This is a genomic window from Streptomyces sp. NPDC051315, assembly GCF_044455165.1.
GTDB lineage: Bacteria > Actinomycetota > Actinomycetes > Streptomycetales > Streptomycetaceae > Streptomyces.
Genome location: NZ_JBITEN010000001.1, coordinates 471,662 through 491,223, shown reverse-complemented (window position 1 = coordinate 491,223; position 19,562 = coordinate 471,662). Strand labels below are relative to the sequence as shown.

The window sequence follows — 19,562 nt, the reverse complement described above, 5'->3', positions numbered from 1 at the left end:
GACGCCGTCCGTGCCGTCGGCTTCCCGCCGTCGGCGCAGGGCCGTCCGTACCTCAAATATCCGCCCGACCCGCCCCGGCGGCAACGGCTGGGGTGGCTCAGTGGCCGGCCGCCGCCCCACGCTCCTCACGGATGTGGGCCACCACCTCGGCCACCGTGCGCCGCACGGCCTCCGTCTCCGTCAGGAAGTGCCAGTAGTCGGGGTGACGGCCTTCCAGCGTGGCGACCGCACGCTCCAGGCGGGCCACCGAGTCGTCCAGCGGACGCGCGTGCCGCGGGTCGGGCGTGTTGCGTCCGGCCATGGCCAGCCGCTGCGCGTCCCGGATCGCGAACCGGGTCCGCTCGATCTCCTGCCGCGGATCCTTCTGCACGGCGTTCAGCCTGGTCAGCCGGTCTCCGGCGGCCGAGACGGCCTCGTCGGTGGAGTTCAGCAGCGCCCGCGCCGTCGACAGCAGCGCGGTGGCGTCCGGCCAGCGCTGCGCGTCCCGCGCGGCCTGCGCCTCGGCCAGCTTCGCCTCGGCCTGCCGTACGTGCTCCACGGCCTGGTCGGGGACGCGCTGGAGGTCCTGCCAGCAGGCCGCGGTGAACCGCCGGCGCAGCTCGCTCAGCACCGGCTCGACCTGCCCGGCCCGGGTCGTCAGCGCCTGCGCGCGGGTGCGGAGCGACACCAGCCGGTGGTCGATCTCCGCGGCCCGCTCCGGCAGCCGCTCGGCCTCCGCCCGGACCGCCTCGGCCTCCCGCGATACCCGCTCGGCCCGCTCCAGCGTCTGCGGCACGCCGTGCTGCCCGGCGCCCTGGTTGAGCTTGGTCAGCTCGGGCGCGAGCGCCGCCAGCCGGGCCGCTAGGTCGTCGGCCTTCAGTCCCGTGCCCCGTGCGGCGTCCAGCGCGTTCGACGCGGCCAGCAGTGCCTGCCGGGCCCGCTCCACGGCGGGCGCCAGCCGGGCCAGCTGGGTCTCGGCCTTCCCGAGCAGCGGTCCGAGCCCGTCGGTGAACCGGTCCAGTTCCCGCTTGACGCGGCCCAGCTCGTCCTTGGCCCGGGTCAGTTCGGCGCGCGCCCGCGTGGCGGCCGAGGCCTCCAGGTCGTCCCGGTCGAGGTCATGGGCGTCGACCGCCTCGATGTACTGGTGGCTGGCCTCGTCGATGCGCCGGCCGATGGCCGCGAAGTCGGCGACCGCGCGCCGGGCGGCCGGGGAGTCGTCGACCGCCATGATCGTCTCGATGGAGATCCGCAGATCCCGCTGCGCGGTGTCCAGCTCGTAGAACGCGGCCGCGGCGGCGTCCTTCGCTGCCTGCGCCTCCGCCCGCTGGCCCTCCGCCCGCCCGCCGAACCAGCGCCGCGTACCGCCGCCGGCGAACGCGGCGGGCAGCGCGAGGGCGGCGACGAGCGGGAGGGCGACCAGGGCGAGGGCGTCCCCGAGCACCCGGAGGCGTGCACGCGGCACCGACGGCGAGTACGGCTGCGCTGGTGTCGCCGTCACATCCCTCTCCCGTGCTGTGATTCGCCCTGCCCGGAGTCATTCTCCCACCGGTTAGGGACGAACACACGGGCCCGTCAGTTCGCGTTCCTGACGGTGACTTCGCCGTCGTCCGTCCGCGCGGTCACCACGTGCGCGCTGGAGTCGTCCCGGGGCACCGAGACATCGACCGCGCCGTCGCCGGTGCGGGTCGTCACGCGGTAGGCGGCCCGGGGCAGCGCGATCGTCACCGAACCGTCGCCGGTGACCGACTCCACCCGGTCCGGTACGGCGCTCAGATCGAGGCGGACCGAACCGTCGCGGGTCCGCGCGCTCACCTTCCGTGAGGCGACCTCGGCACGCACCGAACCGTCGTCGGTGCGCAGGTCCAGCGGCCCGCTGGAGTCCGTGACCCGTACCGAGCCGTCGGAGGTGCGAATGCTCAGGGCGTCCCGGAAGCCCCGCGCGCGGACGCTGCCGTCGTCGTCCTCGACCGTGACCGCGACACCCCGGGGGACCTCGACGCGGTGCCTGGCCGAGCAGTCCGCGACCAGGCCGGAGCAGTGCATGCGCAGCACCAGCCGGTCGCCCTTCATCGCCCAGGTCACCTCCGGCGCCTCGCCGGCCACGACCGACCCGTCGAACCAGCGGGTGACGGCGACGGTGCCCTCCGTGTGCGCGTCCGAGGCGACGATCTCCAGCGCGGAGTCGTCGGAGTCCACGGTGAGGGTGTCGCCCCGCAGGGCGAAGGACCTGCGGTCGGGGTGCTCGTCGTCGCCCGCGGAGGCGCAGGCGGTGGCGGTCGCGGCGAGCGCCACCACGGCACCGGTGACGAGGGCGGCGCGCGTGGCGCGTGCCGGGACGGTGAGACGGGTCATGGTGGGCTCCCCCTGGACGGACCGCGGGTCCGTGTCGACGCCGCTGTTCCTGACGCTTGTGACGGTAGGGAGCCGCCGTCCGCGGGACGATCCGGTGGCCTCCCGGATCCGGGGTGGGGGTAACCCCCGTGACGGGTTTGCGGGGCAGTGCCCCGGGCAAGGTAGGCTGTCGACTCGTCCTGGGTGCGTAGCTCAGGGGTAGAGCGCCTGCCTTACAAGCAGGATGTCGGCGGTTCGAAACCGTCCGCGCCCACCCCAGGTCAGAGGCCCCTTACATGATCCGTAAGGGGCCTCTGATAGATCATTTAGGGGATTCTTAGGAGATCAACTCTTCTTGGGGTCTCCCGCCGAGCCCTGCCCCGCCACGCGCTTCCCGCGCTCCCACCTGGCCTCCAGGCGCTGAAGACGGTGCCTGCGCATCTCCGGCGTCACGTGCTCGTAGGTCCCTTCAATGTCCTTCGGCACCCACCCCATCGTCAAGAACCTCAGTGCCCGGTCCACGCCGTCGTCCTTCATCCACGTGTCGTGTGTGTGCCGCGCACCCCGCATCGTGAACCCAGGCAGGATCGGCTCCCACGCCTCCCGGCCCGCGAACCCCCGCTTGCGGGCCACCGCCTCCCGCCCGTCCGCCGCGGGCCGCAGCTGCGCCCGGGTGAAGTTCCCGCGCCGCCAGAACTGCCCGCCCGGAGTGGAGAACGGATGCTCATGCGGCCAGGCCTCGAGGTGCTCGCCGAGCAGCCGCACCAGGAACTCCGGCACGTCGACCTCCCGAGCCGAGTACTTGTTCTTCGGTGGGCCCAGGTAAAGCTTCACGACGTTCTTCGGCGGCTTGCGGCGGTTCGCCTTCCACCCCTTGGCCCGGCACTCCTCAAGCCGGGCGTCCTCCGCCCGGTGCCAGTCGGCCAGCCCGTCCTCGTCGAGCTCGAAGGTGTCCTCGTGCAGCGAGCCGAGCTTGGCGTCCACGCGGACGACGTGCCGCACGAACGGCTTTCCGTCGATCCTGTCCTCGCGCTTGAGGAGGCAGTTGTCCCGGTGTAGGCCGGCCAGCTCACCCCACCGCAGGCCCAGGTAGCAGTCGACGAGCGGCATCAGCGCATGCACGCCGTCCAGACGCCGGTAGATTCGGTAGATCTCGTCGGGCTGGGCCCACACCTCCTCCTCTTCCTCGTGATGGTCGGTGCCGACGAGGATGCGCCTGCCGTACAACTTGTTCGCCGGGATGTAGCCGGCATCCTCGGCGCCGGACAGAATGGTCGAGAGCAGGCTGCGGGCCTGCGCCACGGTGTCCGGGTCGTGCTTGCCGTGCGGCTTCGCCATCCGCGTGGCCCAGGCCTTCACGGCGAAGACGTTGTTGACCTCGGTCAGCGGCGTGTGCTCCCACTCGGGCAGCAGCAGCTTGTCGAGCAGATATGCCCGGCTGGACTGGGTCCGAGGGCGCTTCTTGTTCGCCGTCTTCCAGATCTCCACCCACTTGCCGAACGCCGTCTGCAGCTTCTCCGGGTCGATCCACGTGCCCGACCGGATGGAGACTTCCTGTTGGTCGCCCCAGTCCTCGGCCAGCTTCTTCGTCGGGAATCCGGGCTCGCTCCCCCAGGTGCCGTCGGGCTTCTTGTACCTGGCCCGCCAGGTGTACTGCTTCGTCTGCTTGCCGTTGCGGACCTTGTAGACCTTCTCGGCGTAGGCCACGGTGCCCCCTTGCGCTCGGCTACTCGGCGCCGTCTGCGCCGTCTTCGTGGTAGCCCTCGGGTACACGCTGCCAGTACGGAGATCGCTCCGTGTCGAGACGGCTGAGATAGTCCGCGGCGCGCTGGCTGATCAGCTCGGTGTGGCACTTGTAGGTGATGGAGCCGACGCCGTCCTCGACGCCAATGGCGAAACGATTCGGCATGTCCGGTGTGCGCGTCCACCTGACCGGGATCACGGGGCCGATAGGCGAGCCAGGCGGGCGCGGAGCCCAGCGCTGCGCCTGGTCGGTGAGGAGGCGGGACAGGTAGGCCGGCCCGTCCTCGTGGATGTCGCTTTCGTGCAGCCGGAACAGGCAACCACTACCGTCTTCAAGATCGATGATCTCGGGCTCTACGTACTTACCCTTGACACGCTCAACGTGCATAACCCACACGTGCAACCCCGATCCGAGCAGTGCCCCCCCTCGGTGACGGTATGTCGATCGAAGCACACTTTTGAGTCACAGTCGACCAGTTGAGGCCGAAAACCCTCACGTCTCCTGCGAGGTGTCTGATTCGCCGGGGATTGCCTGAAGGTGCCGACGCGTCCGGCGCCACTTGTGCCACAACTCGTCGAGCTCGTCCTCGCTGATGTCCTCGGCCCCCTTGAGGACGACGATGATGCGGGTGTCGTCGTCGCTCTCGCTGCCGAGATGGACCACGGTGTGGTCGAGGGTCTTGCCGGCGCGCAGCTCCCGGTCGATGGCCGTCGGTAGGCCTGAGCTTGATTCCGGGGCTGGAGCTGAAACGGGTTGAGTGGCCGGTTCTGGCCCCTCCCCGTTGAGGATGCGGTCGGGGGACGTTTCAGTCCAGCCGACGAGTCGGGCGTAGGCCCTCATGGTCGACGTGATCTTCGTGAAGGGGCTGCTGTTCGGCAGCGCGCCCCGTTCGATCGCCTGGACGGTTGTGCGGCTGACGTGAAGCTGCTCGGCCACGTCGGCCTGGGTCAGGTCGGCGGCCTTGCGAGCCTCGGCGTAGGCCTTGCCGAGTGCTTCCCAGTCTCGCTCACGCGTCATGACCCTCATCATGCACTACTTCCGTTCAACCCCCTAGTTAAGTCTCAGCCTTTTGACCTGCGGTTGAGCTTTTAAACAGAGCTTTTGGGTTGCATGAGGCGCACCGGGCTTACCGGGCAGTACGGGGCGTGCGCCCCGTAATTGGCGCTTAAAAGGCGAGCATTGGCGGGCGACTAAGGCTTGCCTAGCGCTCAACTGGCGGCTAAGTTTTCAAGCGTGAGACCGCACGCCTACGCCATAAGGGCGGCTCGCAAGGCATGCAACTTGAGCCTTGATCGAGTCCATGAGTTGACCGGAATCGACAAGGGCCAGCTGTCCAGGGTCGAGAACGGCAAGGCCGGCCTGAGCGACACGAACATCAACAAGCTCGCGGAGGTGTACGGCGTGACCCCCGACGACATCACCCACGACGACCACCCCTAGGAGAGACAGTGACCGCCCCCAGGGCCACCAAGACGCGGACGCCGAAGATCCGCGAGAACCTCCCCGCCCCGCAGACCGCCGAGGGCCTCTTCTTCCACTACACGCCCGAAGAGGCCGCGCAGTGGACTCCGTTCTCGGCTCGGACGCTCCGCGACCGGATCGCTGCGCGCGAGATCGAGTACGTCTTCAACGGCCGCGACAACTACCTCACCGGCGCTCAGATCCTCTCGCTGAACGAGCGCTACACGGTCAAGCCGTTCTCCAAGACGCACACCCGCGTCGCCGCCTGAGCCGGCCCGCGCTGCCGCCTGACGGCAGCAAAGAGGCCGCCCCTTACCGCCAAGCCAGGGACGACCTCGCGATCCCCCATCCAGAACGCACGAAGCGAAAGGGACCGCCTGTGTCCATTCTGCCCCACGAGTCGACCAAGGTCGCCAAGCTCGACCTGTCGGCCGGCTCCATCCACACCACGCTGGTCGACGGCCAGCCGCACGTCATCCTCCGTCCGGCCATTGAGGCGCTCGGCCTCGACTGGAAGAACCAGCACGAGAAGCTGAAGACCCGCTCGTGGGCCTCCGTGGTGCAGAGCACCATGCAGCTTCCCGGCGACACGCAGGCCCGCGTCCACTCGCTCGCCCCAGTCCGCACCTTTCTGATGCTGCTGGCCACGGTCAACGAGAACCGCGTCAAGGCCGAGACCCGTCCGACGCTCATCGCCTTCCAGAACGAGACCGCGGACGCAATCGAGGCGTACTGGACCAAGGGCGGCGCCATCAACGAGCGCGCCACCGACGAGCAGCTCGACACGCTGCAGCAGCAGATCGAGGAGCGCCGCATCCGCCGCGCGCTCGGACTGGTCCAGTTGATCGCCGCGATGGACGACACCGTCGACCCGAAGTGGAAGCGGTCTCGGCAGCTGCACCACTACGCGGAAGCCGCCGGCGAGATCGCGGAAATCGCACCCGAGGACCGCGCCCTGCTGGTCGAGATGTACCTGAAGGACCGCGGCCTGTCGAAGGACGAGCGCCGTTCCGTCCGCTCCTCGTTCGGCCGGCGGGTGTCGCTGGCCTACGAGATGCAGCACGGCGAGAAGCCGAAGGACTCCATCGGGCTGGTCGACGGCCGGGAGCGCACGGTGAAGTCGTACACCGAGGCGGACCGCCCCATGTTCGACAAGGTCTGGGGCGAGTTCTACGCCGACCGCTACCCCGCCCAGCAGCGGCTCGGGGAGGCGTCATGACCGAGCCGATCACCACCGTCGAGGCTGCCGTGGCCGCCCTGCCGATGCCCGCCGGACCGGCCCGGCCAATCGCCCAGCTGGACGTCGACTTGCACGAGCTGCGGCGCCGCATCGCCCGGCAGAAGTTCGCCAACCGCATGGCCCGCCTCGACGACCTCCTCGCCCACCCCGAGTACGCGACCGCCGGAACGCCCGCGCCGGTCGGGGAGCGCGCCGAGTGGGGCCACCTCCTCTACGACGCCGACGAGGACGCCACCACCCCCGCCTTCCCCTACCCGACACCGCTGGAGACGCCGTGACCGCCACCGTCGTCGAGCACCTGCCCGTCCGCCCCCGCAAAGCGTCCGCCTCCCGGCGCCGCCGCCACATCCAGCAGCTGCCCTACCGCCTGAACCAGATCGCGCCCGGCGCCGCCACCATCCTCGTCACCCCGATCTGGACCGACGGCACCGGCGACAGCGTCCGCCACTACCTCGCCCGCGCCCTCGACCGGCGGGGCCGCATCATCAAGTTCGCCGCGGGCGGCTCCCAGCGCATCGCGACCCTCCTCCAGGGCGCCTACCCGGCCGCCGACTGGAACCGGCCCCAGACCTGGCACGCCGAGACGAACACCCTCACCACCCGCAGGCCGCTGTCCAACGGCGAGGTGCGGGCGGCGATCCAGCGGCTCGAGGAGCGCGCGGCCGGCCTGGAAGCGGAGCTCAAGTTCCAGCGGGAACGCCGCTTCGAACTGGTCGTCGCCCGCGACTTCGCCGACAGCCTCGCCGCCGGCTACGTCGACCGCGAGGGACTGGCCGCGTCGTGAGCCTCACCACCGAGCTGGCCACCCACTGACCCGCCGCCGCGCCGGATGACACCGGCCGGCGAGGCGGCGCACCAAGCCCGCCGCTGGCGGCCCCCACGTCGCGGCATCCCAGGGACTCCGGCCCCTCCCCCCTGCCGGGGCGGAGTCCCGCCCATCAGCACACCCTCAGGAGCCTCACATGAGCACCAGCAGCCCCACCATCCCCGCCGAAACCGCCCGCCACGTCCTGTGGCACTGGGGCCAGCCCGGCGGCTGCCAGCCCGGCAGCTTCACCCAGAGCCTCATGACCACCATCGAGCGCGCCGACCGCGTCCACGCCGAGAAGCTCCGCATCATCTACCCCGATTACGTCGCCGCCCTGAAAGACGGCGACCTGGGCATCGTCACCCAACTGCAGGCCATCGCCAACGGCGAGGCGGCGGCATGACCACCGCGACAACGTACCCGTCCGGCGCGACCGTCGTCCTCGGCCCGGATGCACCGCGCGAGGAGTGGCACGCCGTCCGCAAGTCCGGTATCGGCGGCTCCGACATCGCCGCGATCTGCGGCCTCAACCCGTGGACGTCGCCGCTGGAAATCTGGCTGAAGAAGACCGGCCAGACCGTCCCGCCGCGCATCGACGAGGTACTCAGCGAGGCCGCGGAGCACGGGCACGAGCTGGAGCCGTTCGTGGCCAGCCGCTTCACCAAGAAGACCGGCCTGCCGATCTTCGACAACCCCGGCACCCTGCGCCTCCCCGACATCCCGTGGGCGCTCGTCAACCTCGACCGCACCACCGAGGACGGCGGCCTGCCCGGCGTCGTCGAACTCAAGACGCGCTCCAGCTACGCCCTGCAGGAGTGGCTCGAGGAGCCGCCCGTCGACGTCCAGGTCCAGACCCAGTGGCAGCTCCTCGTCACCGGCTGGTCGTTCGGCTACACCGCCGCCCTCATCGGCGGACAGCGCACCATCGTCCACCGCATCGAACGCGACGAGAAGCTCATCGAAGACCTCCTCGCCATCGCCGCCGAGTTCTGGGGCCGGGTCGAAACCGGCCTCCAGCCGCCCCTCGACGGCAGCCACGCCACCGGCCAGCTCCTCGACCGGCTCCACGCCCACCCGACCCGCAAGGACGTCGTCGCCGACGCCGCCGAGGTCGAGAAGTGGCTGACCATCCGCCGCACCGCCCAGGAGCAGATGCAGGCCGCCGACATCGCCATGACGGAGGCCGACAACCACCTCAAAGCGCTGGCCGGCGACGGCACCGACGTCTACATCCGCGGCGAACTCGCCTACACGTGGCGGCCCCGCAAAGGCCAGATCAGCTGGAAGACCGCCGCTCTCGCCCTCGACCCCGACCTCGACCCCGAGCCGTACCGGGGCGACGACACCCGAGTCCTCAACATCGTGATGGGGGAGCGGTGAAGACCGGCCAGCGACTGTGCTCCATCACCGGATGCACCCGCCGGGTGCATGCCCGCAACTGGTGCGGCACCCACTACCAGCGATGGAAGACCACAGGCAGCGTCGAGCTGAAGCCCCGCGTCAAGGCGACCTGCGCGGCGGTCGACTGCGACAAGCCGGTCTACTCAAGCGGCCTGTGCACCGCTCACTACCGCCGGGTCCAGCGCAAGGGTTACCTCGACCTGGAGCCGGTCCTCTCGGTCCGTGAACGACTCCAGGCCGGCCACGTGAAGCGAGGCGGCTGCTGGATCTGGCAGGGACGCACCGGCAAGAACGGCTACGGCCGGATCTCCCTGAACGACACCCTCCACTACGCCCACCGCGTCGCCTACGAGACCTTCGTCGGCCCGATAGCGGCGGACCTGACCATCGATCACCTCTGTCGGGTCCCCATGTGCATCAACCCAGCCCATCTCGAACCCGTGACGCGAGCCGAGAACACCCGTCGCGAGAACGCAGCAAGGAGCAGCAAGTGACCAACACCGCCCGCAACGCCGTGGCCCGCCGCGCCGAGATCGTCGGCCAGGTCGAGCAGGCCGGCGAGCAGCCTAAGCCGACCATGGCGCAGCAGATCGAGCGCATGAAGCCGGAGATCGCCCGCGCCCTCCCGAAGCACATGGACGCGGACCGCATCGCCCGCATCGCCCTGACGCTGATCCGCAAGAACCCCGACCTCGCCGAATGCACCACCGAGTCCTTCCTCGGCGCGCTGATGACGTGCTCGCAGCTGGGCTTCGAGCCGGGCTCGCCGACACAGGAAGCGTTCATCATCCCCCGCAAGGGCCAGGCCGAATTCCAGCTTGGTTACCAAGGCATGGTGACGCTCTTCTACCAGCACCCGATGGCGTCGTCGGTGAAGGTCGAGACGGTCCGCGAGAACGACTACTTCGAACACGAGGAAGGCCTCGAGGAGAAGCTCGTCCACCGCCCCTGCAAGACGGGTCCGCGCGGTCGCCCGGTCGCCTACTACTCCATCGCCCGACTGATCAACGGCGGCCGGACCTTCAAGGTCATGTACCCGTCGGAGATCGAAGAGCGGCGAGAGAAGATGCCGTCCGCCAACAGCCCGGCCTGGCGCAATAACTACGACGAGATGGCCAAGAAGACAGTCCTGCGCAACCACTTCAAGGCCCTGCCGAAGAGCGCCGAGCTGGCCCGCGCCCTCGCCCACGACGGCACCGTGCGCACCGACTGGCAGCCGGACGCCATCGACGTCCCGCCCGAGTACCTCAGCGAGCCGCAGCGCCCCGAACTCGGCCCCGGCACCAACTAGCCCGCACGCAGCGGAGGCCGGCCCGCGGGAATCGGGCCGGCCCCATCACCCGGCAAGGAAACCACGCAATGGATGAGATCCGCATTCCCATCGAGCCGATCAACCTCACGGCCGGGACCGTGACCGAGATCGTCTTCCTTGACCCGAACCGCCCGCACACCGTGCCAGACGAGCGCGGCTGCCCCGACTGCGGAGAACCCGCCTACGACTCCGGATGCGAGTCCCCGGGATGCAACGGCTGGGGCTGCCCCGACTGCGGCACCGGCTGCGACCTCGACTTCCTCGACGACGACGAATCCCGCTGCGCCCAGGCCGCCGCCGAGGCCGCCCAAGACGACGAGGAGGACGACCAGTGACGAAGCGTTTGTCTCTCGCCGAGCGTCTCGCCGCCGACGAGAAGAACCTCCTCCTAGACGACATCGTGAAGCAGTCGGAGTGGTCTCTGCTCCTCGTCGAGCAGGCCGTCCTGCTGTTCGGCCGGCGCGGACCCTTCAGCTGCAACGACCTCCGCGACGTTCTCCCCGAGCTCGGCCACGGCTTCCTAGGGGCCGCCATCAACGGCCTGCGAAACGGCGGGGTGATCGAGCACACCGGCCGCACGGTGCCGTCCACGCAGGAAAACACCCACGCCCACCGCATCGCCGTCTGGCAGCTGACCCCGCGCGGCCTCGCCATAGCCGCCCAGCGCGACCTCGCCCGCATCCAGCAGCGGAGGGCCGCGTGAACGACGTCGTCCTGCTCCTCGCCTGCCTGGCCGTCATGTGCGGCGCCTCCGCCCTCTCCTACCGGCTCATCACCGGATGGGGCTCCCGCCACAACGTGCCCGCCGCACCCGACAACACCCCCGGCCGCGACCCCCACCTGCTGTCGGCCTGCCAGCACATCGCCAACAACGACGCCCGGAAGGAGAAGCCGTGACCACCGCAACCAACGAAGCCCCCCACCACAACAACTCCGTCTGCATCAAGCTCTACGGGTGCCAGCTTCCCGCCTGCCGGGACCGCCACAACGCCCGCCGCCGCGCCATCCGGGCCGGAATCATCCAGCCCGCCCGCGTCCTGGTCGACGCCGAACCCGTCCGCCAGCACATCCTCGACCTTCAGACCATCGGACACAGCATCACCTGCATCGCCCGCCTGGCCGGCGTCGCACACACCACCGTCGGCAACTTCCTGCACGGCCGCCCCTCCAGCCGTCGGGGACGGCAGCGGCAGACCACCCCCGAGACCGCCGCGAAGATCCTCGCCGTCAAGCCCCTCACCACCGTCGGAACGATGCGCCGCATCCAGGCCCTTGTCGCCGTCGGCTGGCCATCCCGCAGGGTGGCCGCGTATGCCGGCGTGTCCAACCGGTGGGTGATCGAGCTGCGGCCCGACGCCGTCATCCTCATCAGCTACGCCGAGAAGATCGTCGCAGCCTACGGCGAGCTGCGCCACGTGAAGCCGGAGAAGCACGGCGTCCACCCCGGCCACGCCGACCGGGCCCGGGCCCGCGCCAAGGCCAACCGCTGGCCCACCCCCGCCTACTGGGACCAGCACCCCGACGACATCGACGACCCCTACTTCGAGCCCCTGTACGGCGTCACGAAGAGGGAGATCGTCGCCCAGGACGCCAACGAGCTGATGCGTTTCAGCGGCCTGGACCGGCAGGCCGCTGCCGACCGCCTCGGCGTCCACAAGTCCTACCTCGACCACGCCTTCCGTGAGCACCCCCAGTACGCCGTGGAGGTGGCCGCGTGAGCCGCTACGCGTGGATGGGCGCCGCCCTGGGCGCCCAATCCGACCCCGACCAGTGGACCAGCGCAAGCGGCAGCCAGACCGTGCCCAAGCGCATCTGCCAGCGCTGCCCCGTCCAGCCCGACTGCGCAGCCCACGCCGCCGCCCTCCAGGCCTACGACGGGATCGCCGTGGCCGGCGTCTGGGGCGCACTCAGCAAGAAGCAGCGCGACGACCGGCGGATGAGGGAGGCGGCGTGAGCACCCTCATCCCGACCCAGCTGCACGACGCCATCGCCGAGCTCGACCGGCAGGGACTCTCCGCCCGGATCATCGCCAACCAGCTCGGCTGCTCCCCGCGCACAGTCCACCGAGCCCGCAGCAAGCGCCGGGCCGCCGGAGACGACTGGACCTGGACGCCCCCGGAGCCCGACGAGGCGGCCATCGAGCGAGCCGCTGCCGGAGACCCTCCCGAAACCCTGACCTGGGTCGAACGGCGCGCAGCCATCGCCCAATGCGACCAGTGGGGCCTGCCTGCCCGAACCATCGCCGCACGCGTCGGATGCACCAGGCAGACCGTCTACTACGCCCGCGCCCGACGAGCCGCCGCGTGACCGCCGCCCACCGGCCGCGCGCCGGACCCTGACCCGCCACACCACCAGCCACGACAAAGGCCCCGCCACACGGCGGGGCCCGGAGGAGAGGAGGAGAGATGGAGTCAGATGGTTCCCGTGTCGAGCAGATAGTGCAGGTCCGGGTCTGCCTGTTCGAGCCCTTCCATGAACGTCTTGTTGTCCGACAAGCGCCGGAGCCGTTCGGTCACCTCCGAGTGCAGCTGCGCCCGGCGCACGTAGTCGGGTGTGACGAGGTAGATCCGACGCCGGCCCCTGACGGTGAGGGCGCTGACAAGGCCTTCTTCTCGCGCCTGCTCGATAAGGCGCGTCAGGAGTGCGCGCGCCTTGGTGAGCGGCACTTCCTGCACGCCGTCGTCGGCGATGCGGGGTTCCAGGTCCGAGGCCATGTCCAGAGTGTAAGCCATTACCAATCCTTCCATTCTTTCCAATCTTTAAAGTAATGTGGCAGATGCAGGCCCGGCATCGCCAGACCCAGCACCACTCCGACGTGTCCGAGCTCAAGCGAAAGAAGCCCCGATGGCCGTCTCCAAACGCCTCCGCTACGAGATCCTCCGCAGGGACAACCACACCTGCCGCTACTGCGGCGCCTCCGCCCCGGACACCCCGCTGCGCGTCGACCACGTGATCCCCATCGCGCTCGGCGGCACCGACGAACCCAGCAACCTCGTCACCAGCTGCGAACCCTGCAACAGCGGAAAGAGCAGCGCCAGCCCCGACGCCCATCACGTTGCCGACGTGGCTGACGACGCCCTCCGCTGGTCAGCCGCCATGCAGCAGGCCGCCGAGGAACTCCGGGCCCAGAACGAACCCAAGCGCGCCTACCGCGACGCCTTCGAGCAGGCCTGGAACGGGTGGACCTACGAGAACGGCGGGAAGCGGCACACCCTCGACCTGCCCGACGGGTGGAAGACCAGCCTCGACAACTTCCGCGAGGCCGGCCTGCCGGTCGAGGTCTGGCCGGACATCATCGAGAAGGCCATGACCAACAAGACGGTCACGGCCAGCAACACCTTCCGCTACTGCTGCGGCATCGGCTGGCGCATGGTGCGCGAACTTCAGGACCGAGCGAAGGCCATCGCCGGGGGCAAGCCGAGTGCCGCAGCAGCCCCGCTCGATTCCGTCGTGCAGGCGGCCCTTGATATCTGGGCCGATGCCGCCGGCGATGAGGCCAGCGGCGAGACGCGCGCAAGCATTCTCGCCACTGCCAAGTCGGCTCGCGAGCGAGACGTCGACGCCCACCTCATCCTGGAGGCCGCCCAGTACGCCGCCTGGTACGGCCTCAGCAAGATCGGGGACGCCATCGGCGAGCTGGAAGTCGACCGCGTTGCCCAGGCATGGACGATGTCCTGGCTCACTACCACGGGCGAATACCCGGACGAACAGCGCAGCGAGCGGGTACGCCAACAGGTCGATCAGCTGCTCGGCGCTGGCGTGTATGTCACTCGTGTTGAACGGGCCGCCGCCTACGCCGGATCCCGACGCTCGGCCCTCCTCCATTTCGGCCTGAGCGACGACGAACGCGAAGTGACTGGGGTTACCGAGTACTTCGCAAAGGTCATCGAGACATGGCGGGAAGCCTTCCATGCCGCGGCCCGGCGCTGGCCTAACGAGGCCGAACACTCCGCCCTCCTCGACAGCATCCGTCGTATCGGCACTGACGGCGACATCTACATCGAGGACGTCTATCCGGCCGCAGCGGCAGCGGGTTCCTACCAGGACCCCGACATCAGCACCTGCCTGACCCGCCACCTCTCCGTGTTCGAGATCGCCGCCCGCCCTCTCGCGCCGGCCTCCTGATCCCCGTCCGCCCCTGCACATCGAGAAGAGGCTTCCGTGAGCTTCAAGGTCACCAACTGGGTGTGGGCCCGGTCCGAGTCCCGCAACGGGGCCCGGCTCGTGATGCTCGCCCTGGCCGACCGGGCGGACGACAGCGGCTGCGCCTGGCCGTCGATTGATGACCTCGCCGCTCGCACGAAGCTGAGCCCCCGAGCGGTCCAGAAGGCCATTCTGGCGCTCGTCGAGATCGGCGAGTTGGACGTCGAGAACGGGGGCGGTCGGCACCGATCGAACCGCTATCGGATCGTCCCGAAACCCCGCACATCTGACGGGGTTACTGGCCAGGAACCCCGCACATCTGACGGGGTATCGAACGCGGAAACCCCGAACTTTGCGCCCGAAACCCCGAACTTTGAGGCGGAAACCCCGAACTTTGCGACACGAAACCCCGTCCAAAGTTCACCCGAACCCTCAGTAGAACCACCAACAGAACCGTCAGAGAACCACCCCCCAGCCCCCACCGACGAGCAGCCGCTCGGCGAGCGGATCTTCACCAAGTGGTGGGAGCAGTACGGGCGAGGCACCGCCCAGGGGAAGCGCACCATCCGCCGCGCCATCGACGAGGCGCTCGGCAACGGCATCGAAGCGGACGAACTCTGGCAGGCCCTCGAACGCCTCGGCGACCTCTCCAAGCCTGTCACCGGCGGCACGCTCCAGTTCGCCCTCGCTGAGATCCGCAAGCCGACCTCAGGCGGCGACGTCATCCCCTTCCGCGACCGCCAGCAGCAGGCAAGCGACGACCTCTTCGACCGCGCCATGGCCCGCGCCAAGGCCCGCATGAACCAGGAGTCCTCATGACCCCCGACGAGACCGTGGTGCTCGCCCGCTACGTGAAAGCCCTCTGCCCCCAGCAGAAGTTCGACGAGTACACGCCCGACGCCTGGCATGACGTCCTCGGCGACTTCGCCCTCGCTGACGCCCGGGCCGCCGCGGCTGCTGTCGCCCGCCGCCAGCCGTTCGTCAGCCCCGCCGAGATCATCGACGAGATCAGAAAGGTCCGCGACGCCCGAGCCTCCGCCTTCCAGGGGCCCGGACTGTCGGCCGAGGTGCCGGACGCCGACCCCGACGACGTGCAGGCCTACCTCGCCGCCCTCCGCGGCCAGCGCACCCGGGCCGCCGACGGCCTGGAGATGAAACGCCGCCCGGTTGCCCAGCTGCTCGCTGGCGTCGGCCGCGCCATCCCGGACGAGGTCGCCGAGGTGAAGCGGCCGGGCCCCCTCGGCATCGAGTGCCCCAACTGCGGTGCGGCGATAGGCCGGCCGTGTCGGACGCCCGGCGGAAAGGAGCGCGCCCCGCACTCCGCCCGCCAGAACGGCGGCAACAGCGACGAGCAGGCGGAAGCCGAGCGCCGAAAGGCCGCCTCCGCCCGGCACCTCGCCCGCCAGCACGACGACATCCCGGACGCCGAGATCGTCGACGAGGAGGCCGCGTCGTGAGCGAACCGGACGAGATCAGCATCGACGACATCAAGGCCGTCCGCGCTGAAGGCCGCGCCGAACTGCGGGCCCTGATGCGCGCCCAGATCGACATCGGCCGCGCCCGCCGCACCCCGCCCCCGAAGCCGGCCGCACCGAAGCCGCCCGGGCACCGGCCCGGCGCCTGGCCCACCGGCAGCTCCCCGCCCGGCCCGCCACCCGACTGGAAGATCCCGGCCCACGTCTGGGCCGCGGCCGCCCGCCACCACAGCAACGAAATCCACCGCCCCGACCAGCCGTGCGACTGCGGCAACTGCCCCGAGGAGACCCGATGACCACCCGACGCCCCGCCGCCCCGATGCCGGACTCGATCCGCCACGCCCTGCGCGCCAAGCAGCACCCGGCCCGCTGCGTGCCCTGCCCGCACTGCGGGGCCGCCGCCCACCGGCCGTGCGTCCTCCGTACCCGCAACCAGGTCCTCATCCAGCCGCACCCGCAGCGGGTGTCCGAGTGGGCGCAGACCACCGCCTGCTGCCCGCAGTGCCAGGTCACTCCCGGCGTCCCGTGTCACGAGGACGGCCGCGCCCGGCAGACGGTCCACGCCCGCCGCTACCAGGAAGCTGAGGCCACCGCCGCATGACCCCCTACGAGCGCCTGATGGCGGAGGCGATCCCGACCGGCACGTTCGGCCGCGCCCGGGCATCGACCCTGCGCAACGCCGAGACGGCGCCCGCGTGGACGCCCGAGGAGCAGGCCGCGCACCGTGCCGAACTTGAAGCTGCCCTCGCCCCGGCCCGCCACCGGCGACCGCAGCTGCGGGTCATCGATGGCGAGGCCGCATGACCGCCGCCACCGGTCCGACGCCCCGCCCCTGCCCCGCCTGCACACCCCACCCGCCCGCCACACACACCCAGGAGACGACATGACCACACCCGCCCCGTATTGGCAGGACGAGGAAGCCGGCCTGCGGCTCTACCACGGCGACGTGCGGGAGATCCTCCCCACGCTCGGCCTGCAGGCCGACCTGGTCGTCGCCGACCCGCCCTACGCCGAGACGAGCCTCGTGTGGGATCGCTGGCCCGACGGCTGGCCCACCCTCGCCGCCACCGTCACCTCGTCGATGTGGTGCTTCGGCAGCATGCGCATGTTCCTCGACAGGGCCAGCGAGTTCACCGCCTGGAAGCTGAGCCAGGACGTCGTGTGGGAGAAGCACAACGGCAGCTCCCGGTCCAACGACCGATTCCGCCGCGTCCACGAGTACGCCACGCACTGGTATCGCGGCGACTGGGCCAGCGTCCACCACGACACGCCCCGCGTCGTCACTGGCGTCGACCGGCGGAGCCGCGTCGGCCACAGCCCGGACAGTCGAGCCGAGCACCTCGGCAAGTTCACCGAGCGCACCGTGTGGACGGACGACGGCAGTCGGCTCATGACGTCCGTTCTCCGCGTCCGGTCCATGCATCACGGGGCGATCCACCCCACGGAGAAGCCGCTCGGCGTCCTCGACCCGCTGATCCGCTACGCCTGCCCGCCCGGCGGTCTCGTCGTCGACCCGTTCGCCGGATCCGGCAGCACCCTCGACGCGGCCCGCCAGTCCGGCCGACGCGCCATCGGCATCGAGGCCCGCGAGGAGTACTGCGAGGCCGCGGCCCGACGGCTGTCCGCGCTGACCCTGCCTGCCGCATGACGACAAGCGGCCGCCCTCCTGCAGCTATCAGGAGGGCGGCCCGACCCCACCATCCCACGCCGCGGTCACTGTCACCGGCCGCCTCTACCCTCCCAAACCCACGCCAACTAGGAGAAAACATGACCAGCATCGTCGATGAGATGCCCGACACCTGGGTCGCTCAGGTTGCTGCCGCCATCGAGCTGTTCGACCACAAGGTCGTCGACTGCCACGAGTCCGCGATCGTCATCGACCTCGACTTGCACGCGATGCGCGTTCTGGACGCCGACCCCGGCGAGCAGCTCGTCATCGGCTGGACCGAACGCCACGGCGTCGACTGGGGCCTCGGTGCCGTCGACCAGGTCGGCGACCCGCAGACGCTGGACGCGACCACCCCGCTGGAGATCGCCGCCCGCGTCCACCTGCTCCTCACCACCGGCAAGCCCGCATGATCCGCCACGCCATCCCCTACACGGCCCCCACGGCGGATTGCCTCTGCCCCCAGCAGGCCTGCTACGGGATCATCCCCGCCCTCGACTGCCCCGACCACGGCGCGCGCCGCAACCCGGCCATGGAGTGGCACGAGGCCGACGGCCCGTTCTGCCGTGACTCGCAGGGCGCCCGTTTCCACTGCGACCGCGGCCACCCCATGCCCGCCGACTTCTACCCGGCAGGCGAACCGGACGACTGGGACGACACCTGCCGCTGCAAGCCCACCGCCTGAAAGTTCGACGGCCGCCCCGCAGTCGAGTTGCGGGGCGGCCGGCCCCACCATCCCACACACCCCGGAGGAAACCCGTGACCGCGGACGCGTACCTCGTGATCCTCTGCGACGGCGCCGACTGCCCGGAGCCCGAAGGCCACTGGCCGGTCCGGTTCGAGCCGCACACGCATCGCGAACTCCGCCGCCTCCTCAAGAAGCACCGCGGCTGGCGCCGCACCCGCGACGGCCGCGACCTCTGCCCCAACCACGCCTGACCACCCCATCCCCGGCCGGCCGTCTCGTGCGGCCGGCCACGAGAGGAACCCGATGACCACCGACCAGACCGCCTACGTCGAGGTGCTCGCCCGCCTGCTGTGCGCCGCCGACGTCCACGTGTACGGCGACGCCCACCCGACCTGGCAGCAACTGGGCGCCGAGCCCGGCCGCCGTGTCCAGGACGACTACCGCAAGGCCGCTCGCTGGCTGGCCGCCCGGCTGACCGTCACGAGCCAACCGGCCGCACCGTCCCCCGCCGTGTCGTCTGCCGGGCAGGCGCCCGCCACCGAACAGACGGCCGCGTACCGTCTCGCTGCCGACGAGATCCGCGCCACGATCGCCCCGGCCGACTGGCCCAGCGACGCGGTCTCCATCTGGAACACCGTCACGAACATCGTTGAGCACCGCCTGCGCCGCGCCGCCGACGAGGCCGCCGTGCCGGGCCGCACAACCGACGAGACGCCGGGCGAGGCGCGCGAATGGTGCAAGTGCCCGTCCTGCTGGGGCTGGTTCGTCCAAGACCACCCGGGCGACGATCTGGACGAGCTGGGAAAGGACTCGAGCTGGTGGTCGGGCCTACCTAAGCACCGCGACGCGCCTGCCGTTGGCGGGGCGCAGCAGCCGAAGGAGGATCGGACCGTCCTGCCGTGCAACTGGGCCCGCACCCGAACCGAGCACCTCCCGCACGGCTGGGAACCGCAGCCCGGCATGGACCCCGTCCACTGCCCCGGCTTTACCCAGGAGGCCGGCCGTGGCTGAGTTCACGTCCGAGACCGTCACCCGCACCATCCGCCGGTGGATTGTTCCCGCCGCCGAACCGTGGGGCGTGGCAGCCGAGGAGATCAACAAAGCGTGGGTCGTAGCCGCAGACGCCTACCGGAAGGCGCACGGCCTGTCCGACACGGAGGCCCTGCCCGGTGACGCGCTCCGGTTCCACGTCCGCGACGACGAGATCGTCATCGAGTTCGCGACGGAAGCGGCGCAGTGACCGCAGGGCGGCCCTAGAAGGCGCTCAGTGGCGCTCTCCCGCTTGTTCGGGCGCTCCGGGCACTCCCGGAGCCT

At 70.4% G+C, this 19,562-nt stretch carries 33 protein-coding genes and 1 tRNA gene; 28 read left to right on the top strand and 6 right to left on the bottom strand.

Annotation, left to right across the window (positions count from 1 at the left end; genetic code table 11):
• Positions 1-97: 97 nt before the first annotated feature.
• Together ACIBBD_RS02350 and ACIBBD_RS02345 are read right to left on the bottom strand one after the other, a co-directional pair.
• Complete coding sequence (locus tag ACIBBD_RS02350) at positions 98-1,477, bottom strand: hypothetical protein (RefSeq protein WP_399417381.1); 1,380 nt, start codon at positions 1,475-1,477, stop codon at positions 98-100.
• Between the two features lie 74 nt (positions 1,478-1,551).
• Positions 1,552-2,331 carry a DUF4097 family beta strand repeat-containing protein gene (locus tag ACIBBD_RS02345; protein ID WP_399417380.1) on the bottom strand — a complete coding sequence of 260 codons (780 nt, stop codon included), beginning with the start codon at positions 2,329-2,331 and terminating at the stop codon, positions 1,552-1,554.
• Positions 2,332-2,512: 181 nt separating this feature from the next.
• Here ACIBBD_RS02345 and ACIBBD_RS02340 point away from each other — a divergent pair.
• Positions 2,513-2,584: transfer RNA gene (locus tag ACIBBD_RS02340), tRNA-Val, on the top strand.
• Positions 2,585-2,655: 71 nt separating this feature from the next.
• Here ACIBBD_RS02340 and ACIBBD_RS02335 read toward each other — a convergent pair.
• The 3 genes from ACIBBD_RS02335 to ACIBBD_RS02325 form a co-directional block, all read right to left on the bottom strand.
• On the bottom strand, positions 2,656-4,017 hold the full coding sequence (locus ACIBBD_RS02335) for a hypothetical protein (RefSeq protein WP_399417379.1): 1,362 nt from the start codon (positions 4,015-4,017) through the stop codon (positions 2,656-2,658).
• Positions 4,018-4,036: 19 nt separating this feature from the next.
• Positions 4,037-4,441 (bottom strand): hypothetical protein, encoded by a 405-nt coding sequence (locus ACIBBD_RS02330; protein ID WP_399417378.1) that lies wholly within the window; start codon positions 4,439-4,441, stop codon positions 4,037-4,039.
• 105 nt (positions 4,442-4,546) lie between these two features.
• Positions 4,547-5,071: a helix-turn-helix domain-containing protein gene (locus tag ACIBBD_RS02325; protein ID WP_399417377.1), complete on the bottom strand. Its 525-nt coding sequence runs from the start codon at positions 5,069-5,071 to the stop codon at positions 4,547-4,549.
• Positions 5,072-5,287: 216 nt separating this feature from the next.
• Between ACIBBD_RS02325 and ACIBBD_RS02320 the strand changes: the two genes are divergently transcribed.
• From ACIBBD_RS02320 to ACIBBD_RS02250, 15 genes are all read left to right on the top strand, one after another.
• The gene (locus tag ACIBBD_RS02320; RefSeq protein WP_399417376.1) at positions 5,288-5,494 is read left to right on the top strand and encodes a helix-turn-helix domain-containing protein; all 207 of its coding nucleotides are present in this window, start codon (positions 5,288-5,290) and stop codon (positions 5,492-5,494) included.
• 8 nt (positions 5,495-5,502) lie between these two features.
• A complete protein-coding gene (locus ACIBBD_RS02315; RefSeq protein WP_399417375.1) occupies positions 5,503-5,784 on the top strand; it encodes a hypothetical protein in 282 nt (93 codons plus the stop codon).
• 110 nt (positions 5,785-5,894) lie between these two features.
• Positions 5,895-6,734, top strand: coding sequence for a phage antirepressor N-terminal domain-containing protein (locus tag ACIBBD_RS02310; protein WP_399417374.1), 840 nt, complete (start codon positions 5,895-5,897; stop codon positions 6,732-6,734).
• On the top strand, positions 6,731-7,033 hold the full coding sequence (locus tag ACIBBD_RS02305; protein ID WP_399417373.1) for a hypothetical protein: 303 nt from the start codon (positions 6,731-6,733) through the stop codon (positions 7,031-7,033). Before ACIBBD_RS02310 ends, ACIBBD_RS02305 begins: the two co-directional genes overlap by 4 nt.
• Positions 7,030-7,539: a hypothetical protein gene (locus ACIBBD_RS02300; RefSeq protein WP_399417371.1), complete on the top strand. Its 510-nt coding sequence runs from the start codon at positions 7,030-7,032 to the stop codon at positions 7,537-7,539. Before ACIBBD_RS02305 ends, ACIBBD_RS02300 begins: the two co-directional genes overlap by 4 nt.
• A gap of 178 nt (positions 7,540-7,717) precedes the next feature.
• On the top strand, positions 7,718-7,966 hold the full coding sequence (locus ACIBBD_RS02295; protein WP_399417370.1) for a hypothetical protein: 249 nt from the start codon (positions 7,718-7,720) through the stop codon (positions 7,964-7,966).
• Positions 7,963-8,943, top strand: coding sequence for a YqaJ viral recombinase family protein (locus tag ACIBBD_RS02290; RefSeq protein ID WP_399417369.1), 981 nt, complete (start codon positions 7,963-7,965; stop codon positions 8,941-8,943). Before ACIBBD_RS02295 ends, ACIBBD_RS02290 begins: the two co-directional genes overlap by 4 nt.
• On the top strand, positions 8,940-9,458 hold the full coding sequence (locus tag ACIBBD_RS02285) for an HNH endonuclease signature motif containing protein (RefSeq protein ID WP_399417368.1): 519 nt from the start codon (positions 8,940-8,942) through the stop codon (positions 9,456-9,458). Before ACIBBD_RS02290 ends, ACIBBD_RS02285 begins: the two co-directional genes overlap by 4 nt.
• Complete coding sequence (locus ACIBBD_RS02280; RefSeq protein WP_399417367.1) at positions 9,455-10,255, top strand: recombinase RecT; 801 nt, start codon at positions 9,455-9,457, stop codon at positions 10,253-10,255. The genes ACIBBD_RS02285 and ACIBBD_RS02280 overlap by 4 nt, the downstream gene beginning before the upstream one ends.
• 68 nt (positions 10,256-10,323) lie before the next feature.
• Complete coding sequence (locus tag ACIBBD_RS02275; protein WP_399417366.1) at positions 10,324-10,611, top strand: hypothetical protein; 288 nt, start codon at positions 10,324-10,326, stop codon at positions 10,609-10,611.
• On the top strand, positions 10,608-10,979 hold the full coding sequence (locus ACIBBD_RS02270) for a hypothetical protein (RefSeq protein WP_399417365.1): 372 nt from the start codon (positions 10,608-10,610) through the stop codon (positions 10,977-10,979). Before ACIBBD_RS02275 ends, ACIBBD_RS02270 begins: the two co-directional genes overlap by 4 nt.
• The gene (locus tag ACIBBD_RS02265) at positions 10,976-11,173 is read left to right on the top strand and encodes a hypothetical protein (protein WP_399417364.1); all 198 of its coding nucleotides are present in this window, start codon (positions 10,976-10,978) and stop codon (positions 11,171-11,173) included. The genes ACIBBD_RS02270 and ACIBBD_RS02265 overlap by 4 nt, the downstream gene beginning before the upstream one ends.
• The gene (locus ACIBBD_RS02260) at positions 11,170-11,994 is read left to right on the top strand and encodes a hypothetical protein (RefSeq protein WP_399417363.1); all 825 of its coding nucleotides are present in this window, start codon (positions 11,170-11,172) and stop codon (positions 11,992-11,994) included. The genes ACIBBD_RS02265 and ACIBBD_RS02260 overlap by 4 nt, the downstream gene beginning before the upstream one ends.
• Positions 11,991-12,230 carry a WhiB family transcriptional regulator gene (locus ACIBBD_RS02255; RefSeq protein ID WP_399417362.1) on the top strand — a complete coding sequence of 80 codons (240 nt, stop codon included), beginning with the start codon at positions 11,991-11,993 and terminating at the stop codon, positions 12,228-12,230. The genes ACIBBD_RS02260 and ACIBBD_RS02255 overlap by 4 nt, the downstream gene beginning before the upstream one ends.
• Complete coding sequence (locus ACIBBD_RS02250) at positions 12,227-12,583, top strand: helix-turn-helix domain-containing protein (protein WP_399417361.1); 357 nt, start codon at positions 12,227-12,229, stop codon at positions 12,581-12,583. Before ACIBBD_RS02255 ends, ACIBBD_RS02250 begins: the two co-directional genes overlap by 4 nt.
• Positions 12,584-12,687: 104 nt before the next feature.
• On the opposite strand, the gene ACIBBD_RS02245 is transcribed toward ACIBBD_RS02250, so the two are convergent.
• Positions 12,688-12,990 (bottom strand): hypothetical protein, encoded by a 303-nt coding sequence (locus ACIBBD_RS02245; RefSeq protein ID WP_399417360.1) that lies wholly within the window; start codon positions 12,988-12,990, stop codon positions 12,688-12,690.
• A 130-nt stretch (positions 12,991-13,120) separates the two neighbouring features.
• On the opposite strand from ACIBBD_RS02245, the gene ACIBBD_RS02240 reads away from it, so the two are divergent.
• From ACIBBD_RS02240 to ACIBBD_RS02185, 12 genes are all read left to right on the top strand, one after another.
• Positions 13,121-14,401, top strand: a complete 1,281-nt coding sequence (locus ACIBBD_RS02240; protein WP_399417359.1) for an HNH endonuclease — start codon at positions 13,121-13,123, stop codon at positions 14,399-14,401.
• Positions 14,402-14,437: 36 nt separating this feature from the next.
• Positions 14,438-15,238, top strand: coding sequence for a helix-turn-helix domain-containing protein (locus ACIBBD_RS02235; protein WP_399417358.1), 801 nt, complete (start codon positions 14,438-14,440; stop codon positions 15,236-15,238).
• Entirely contained in the window at positions 15,235-15,876 is a 642-nt protein-coding gene (locus tag ACIBBD_RS02230) for a hypothetical protein (RefSeq protein ID WP_399417357.1), read from the top strand. The genes ACIBBD_RS02235 and ACIBBD_RS02230 overlap by 4 nt, the downstream gene beginning before the upstream one ends.
• Positions 15,873-16,190: a hypothetical protein gene (locus ACIBBD_RS02225; RefSeq protein WP_399417356.1), complete on the top strand. Its 318-nt coding sequence runs from the start codon at positions 15,873-15,875 to the stop codon at positions 16,188-16,190. The genes ACIBBD_RS02230 and ACIBBD_RS02225 overlap by 4 nt, the downstream gene beginning before the upstream one ends.
• Positions 16,187-16,495 (top strand): hypothetical protein, encoded by a 309-nt coding sequence (locus ACIBBD_RS02220; protein ID WP_399417355.1) that lies wholly within the window; start codon positions 16,187-16,189, stop codon positions 16,493-16,495. Before ACIBBD_RS02225 ends, ACIBBD_RS02220 begins: the two co-directional genes overlap by 4 nt.
• Positions 16,492-16,698 carry a hypothetical protein gene (locus tag ACIBBD_RS02215; RefSeq protein WP_399417354.1) on the top strand — a complete coding sequence of 69 codons (207 nt, stop codon included), beginning with the start codon at positions 16,492-16,494 and terminating at the stop codon, positions 16,696-16,698. Before ACIBBD_RS02220 ends, ACIBBD_RS02215 begins: the two co-directional genes overlap by 4 nt.
• 79 nt (positions 16,699-16,777) lie before the next feature.
• Complete coding sequence (locus ACIBBD_RS02210; protein ID WP_399417353.1) at positions 16,778-17,542, top strand: DNA-methyltransferase; 765 nt, start codon at positions 16,778-16,780, stop codon at positions 17,540-17,542.
• A gap of 119 nt (positions 17,543-17,661) precedes the next feature.
• Positions 17,662-17,973, top strand: a complete 312-nt coding sequence (locus tag ACIBBD_RS02205) for a hypothetical protein (protein ID WP_399417352.1) — start codon at positions 17,662-17,664, stop codon at positions 17,971-17,973.
• A complete protein-coding gene (locus ACIBBD_RS02200; RefSeq protein ID WP_399417351.1) occupies positions 17,970-18,245 on the top strand; it encodes a hypothetical protein in 276 nt (91 codons plus the stop codon). Before ACIBBD_RS02205 ends, ACIBBD_RS02200 begins: the two co-directional genes overlap by 4 nt.
• A 74-nt stretch (positions 18,246-18,319) precedes the next feature.
• Positions 18,320-18,499, top strand: coding sequence for a hypothetical protein (locus tag ACIBBD_RS02195; protein ID WP_399417350.1), 180 nt, complete (start codon positions 18,320-18,322; stop codon positions 18,497-18,499).
• A 52-nt stretch (positions 18,500-18,551) separates the two neighbouring features.
• On the top strand, positions 18,552-19,259 hold the full coding sequence (locus tag ACIBBD_RS02190; RefSeq protein WP_399417349.1) for a hypothetical protein: 708 nt from the start codon (positions 18,552-18,554) through the stop codon (positions 19,257-19,259).
• Positions 19,252-19,488 carry a hypothetical protein gene (locus ACIBBD_RS02185; protein ID WP_399417348.1) on the top strand — a complete coding sequence of 79 codons (237 nt, stop codon included), beginning with the start codon at positions 19,252-19,254 and terminating at the stop codon, positions 19,486-19,488. The genes ACIBBD_RS02190 and ACIBBD_RS02185 overlap by 8 nt, the downstream gene beginning before the upstream one ends.
• Positions 19,489-19,562 lie beyond the last annotated feature (74 nt).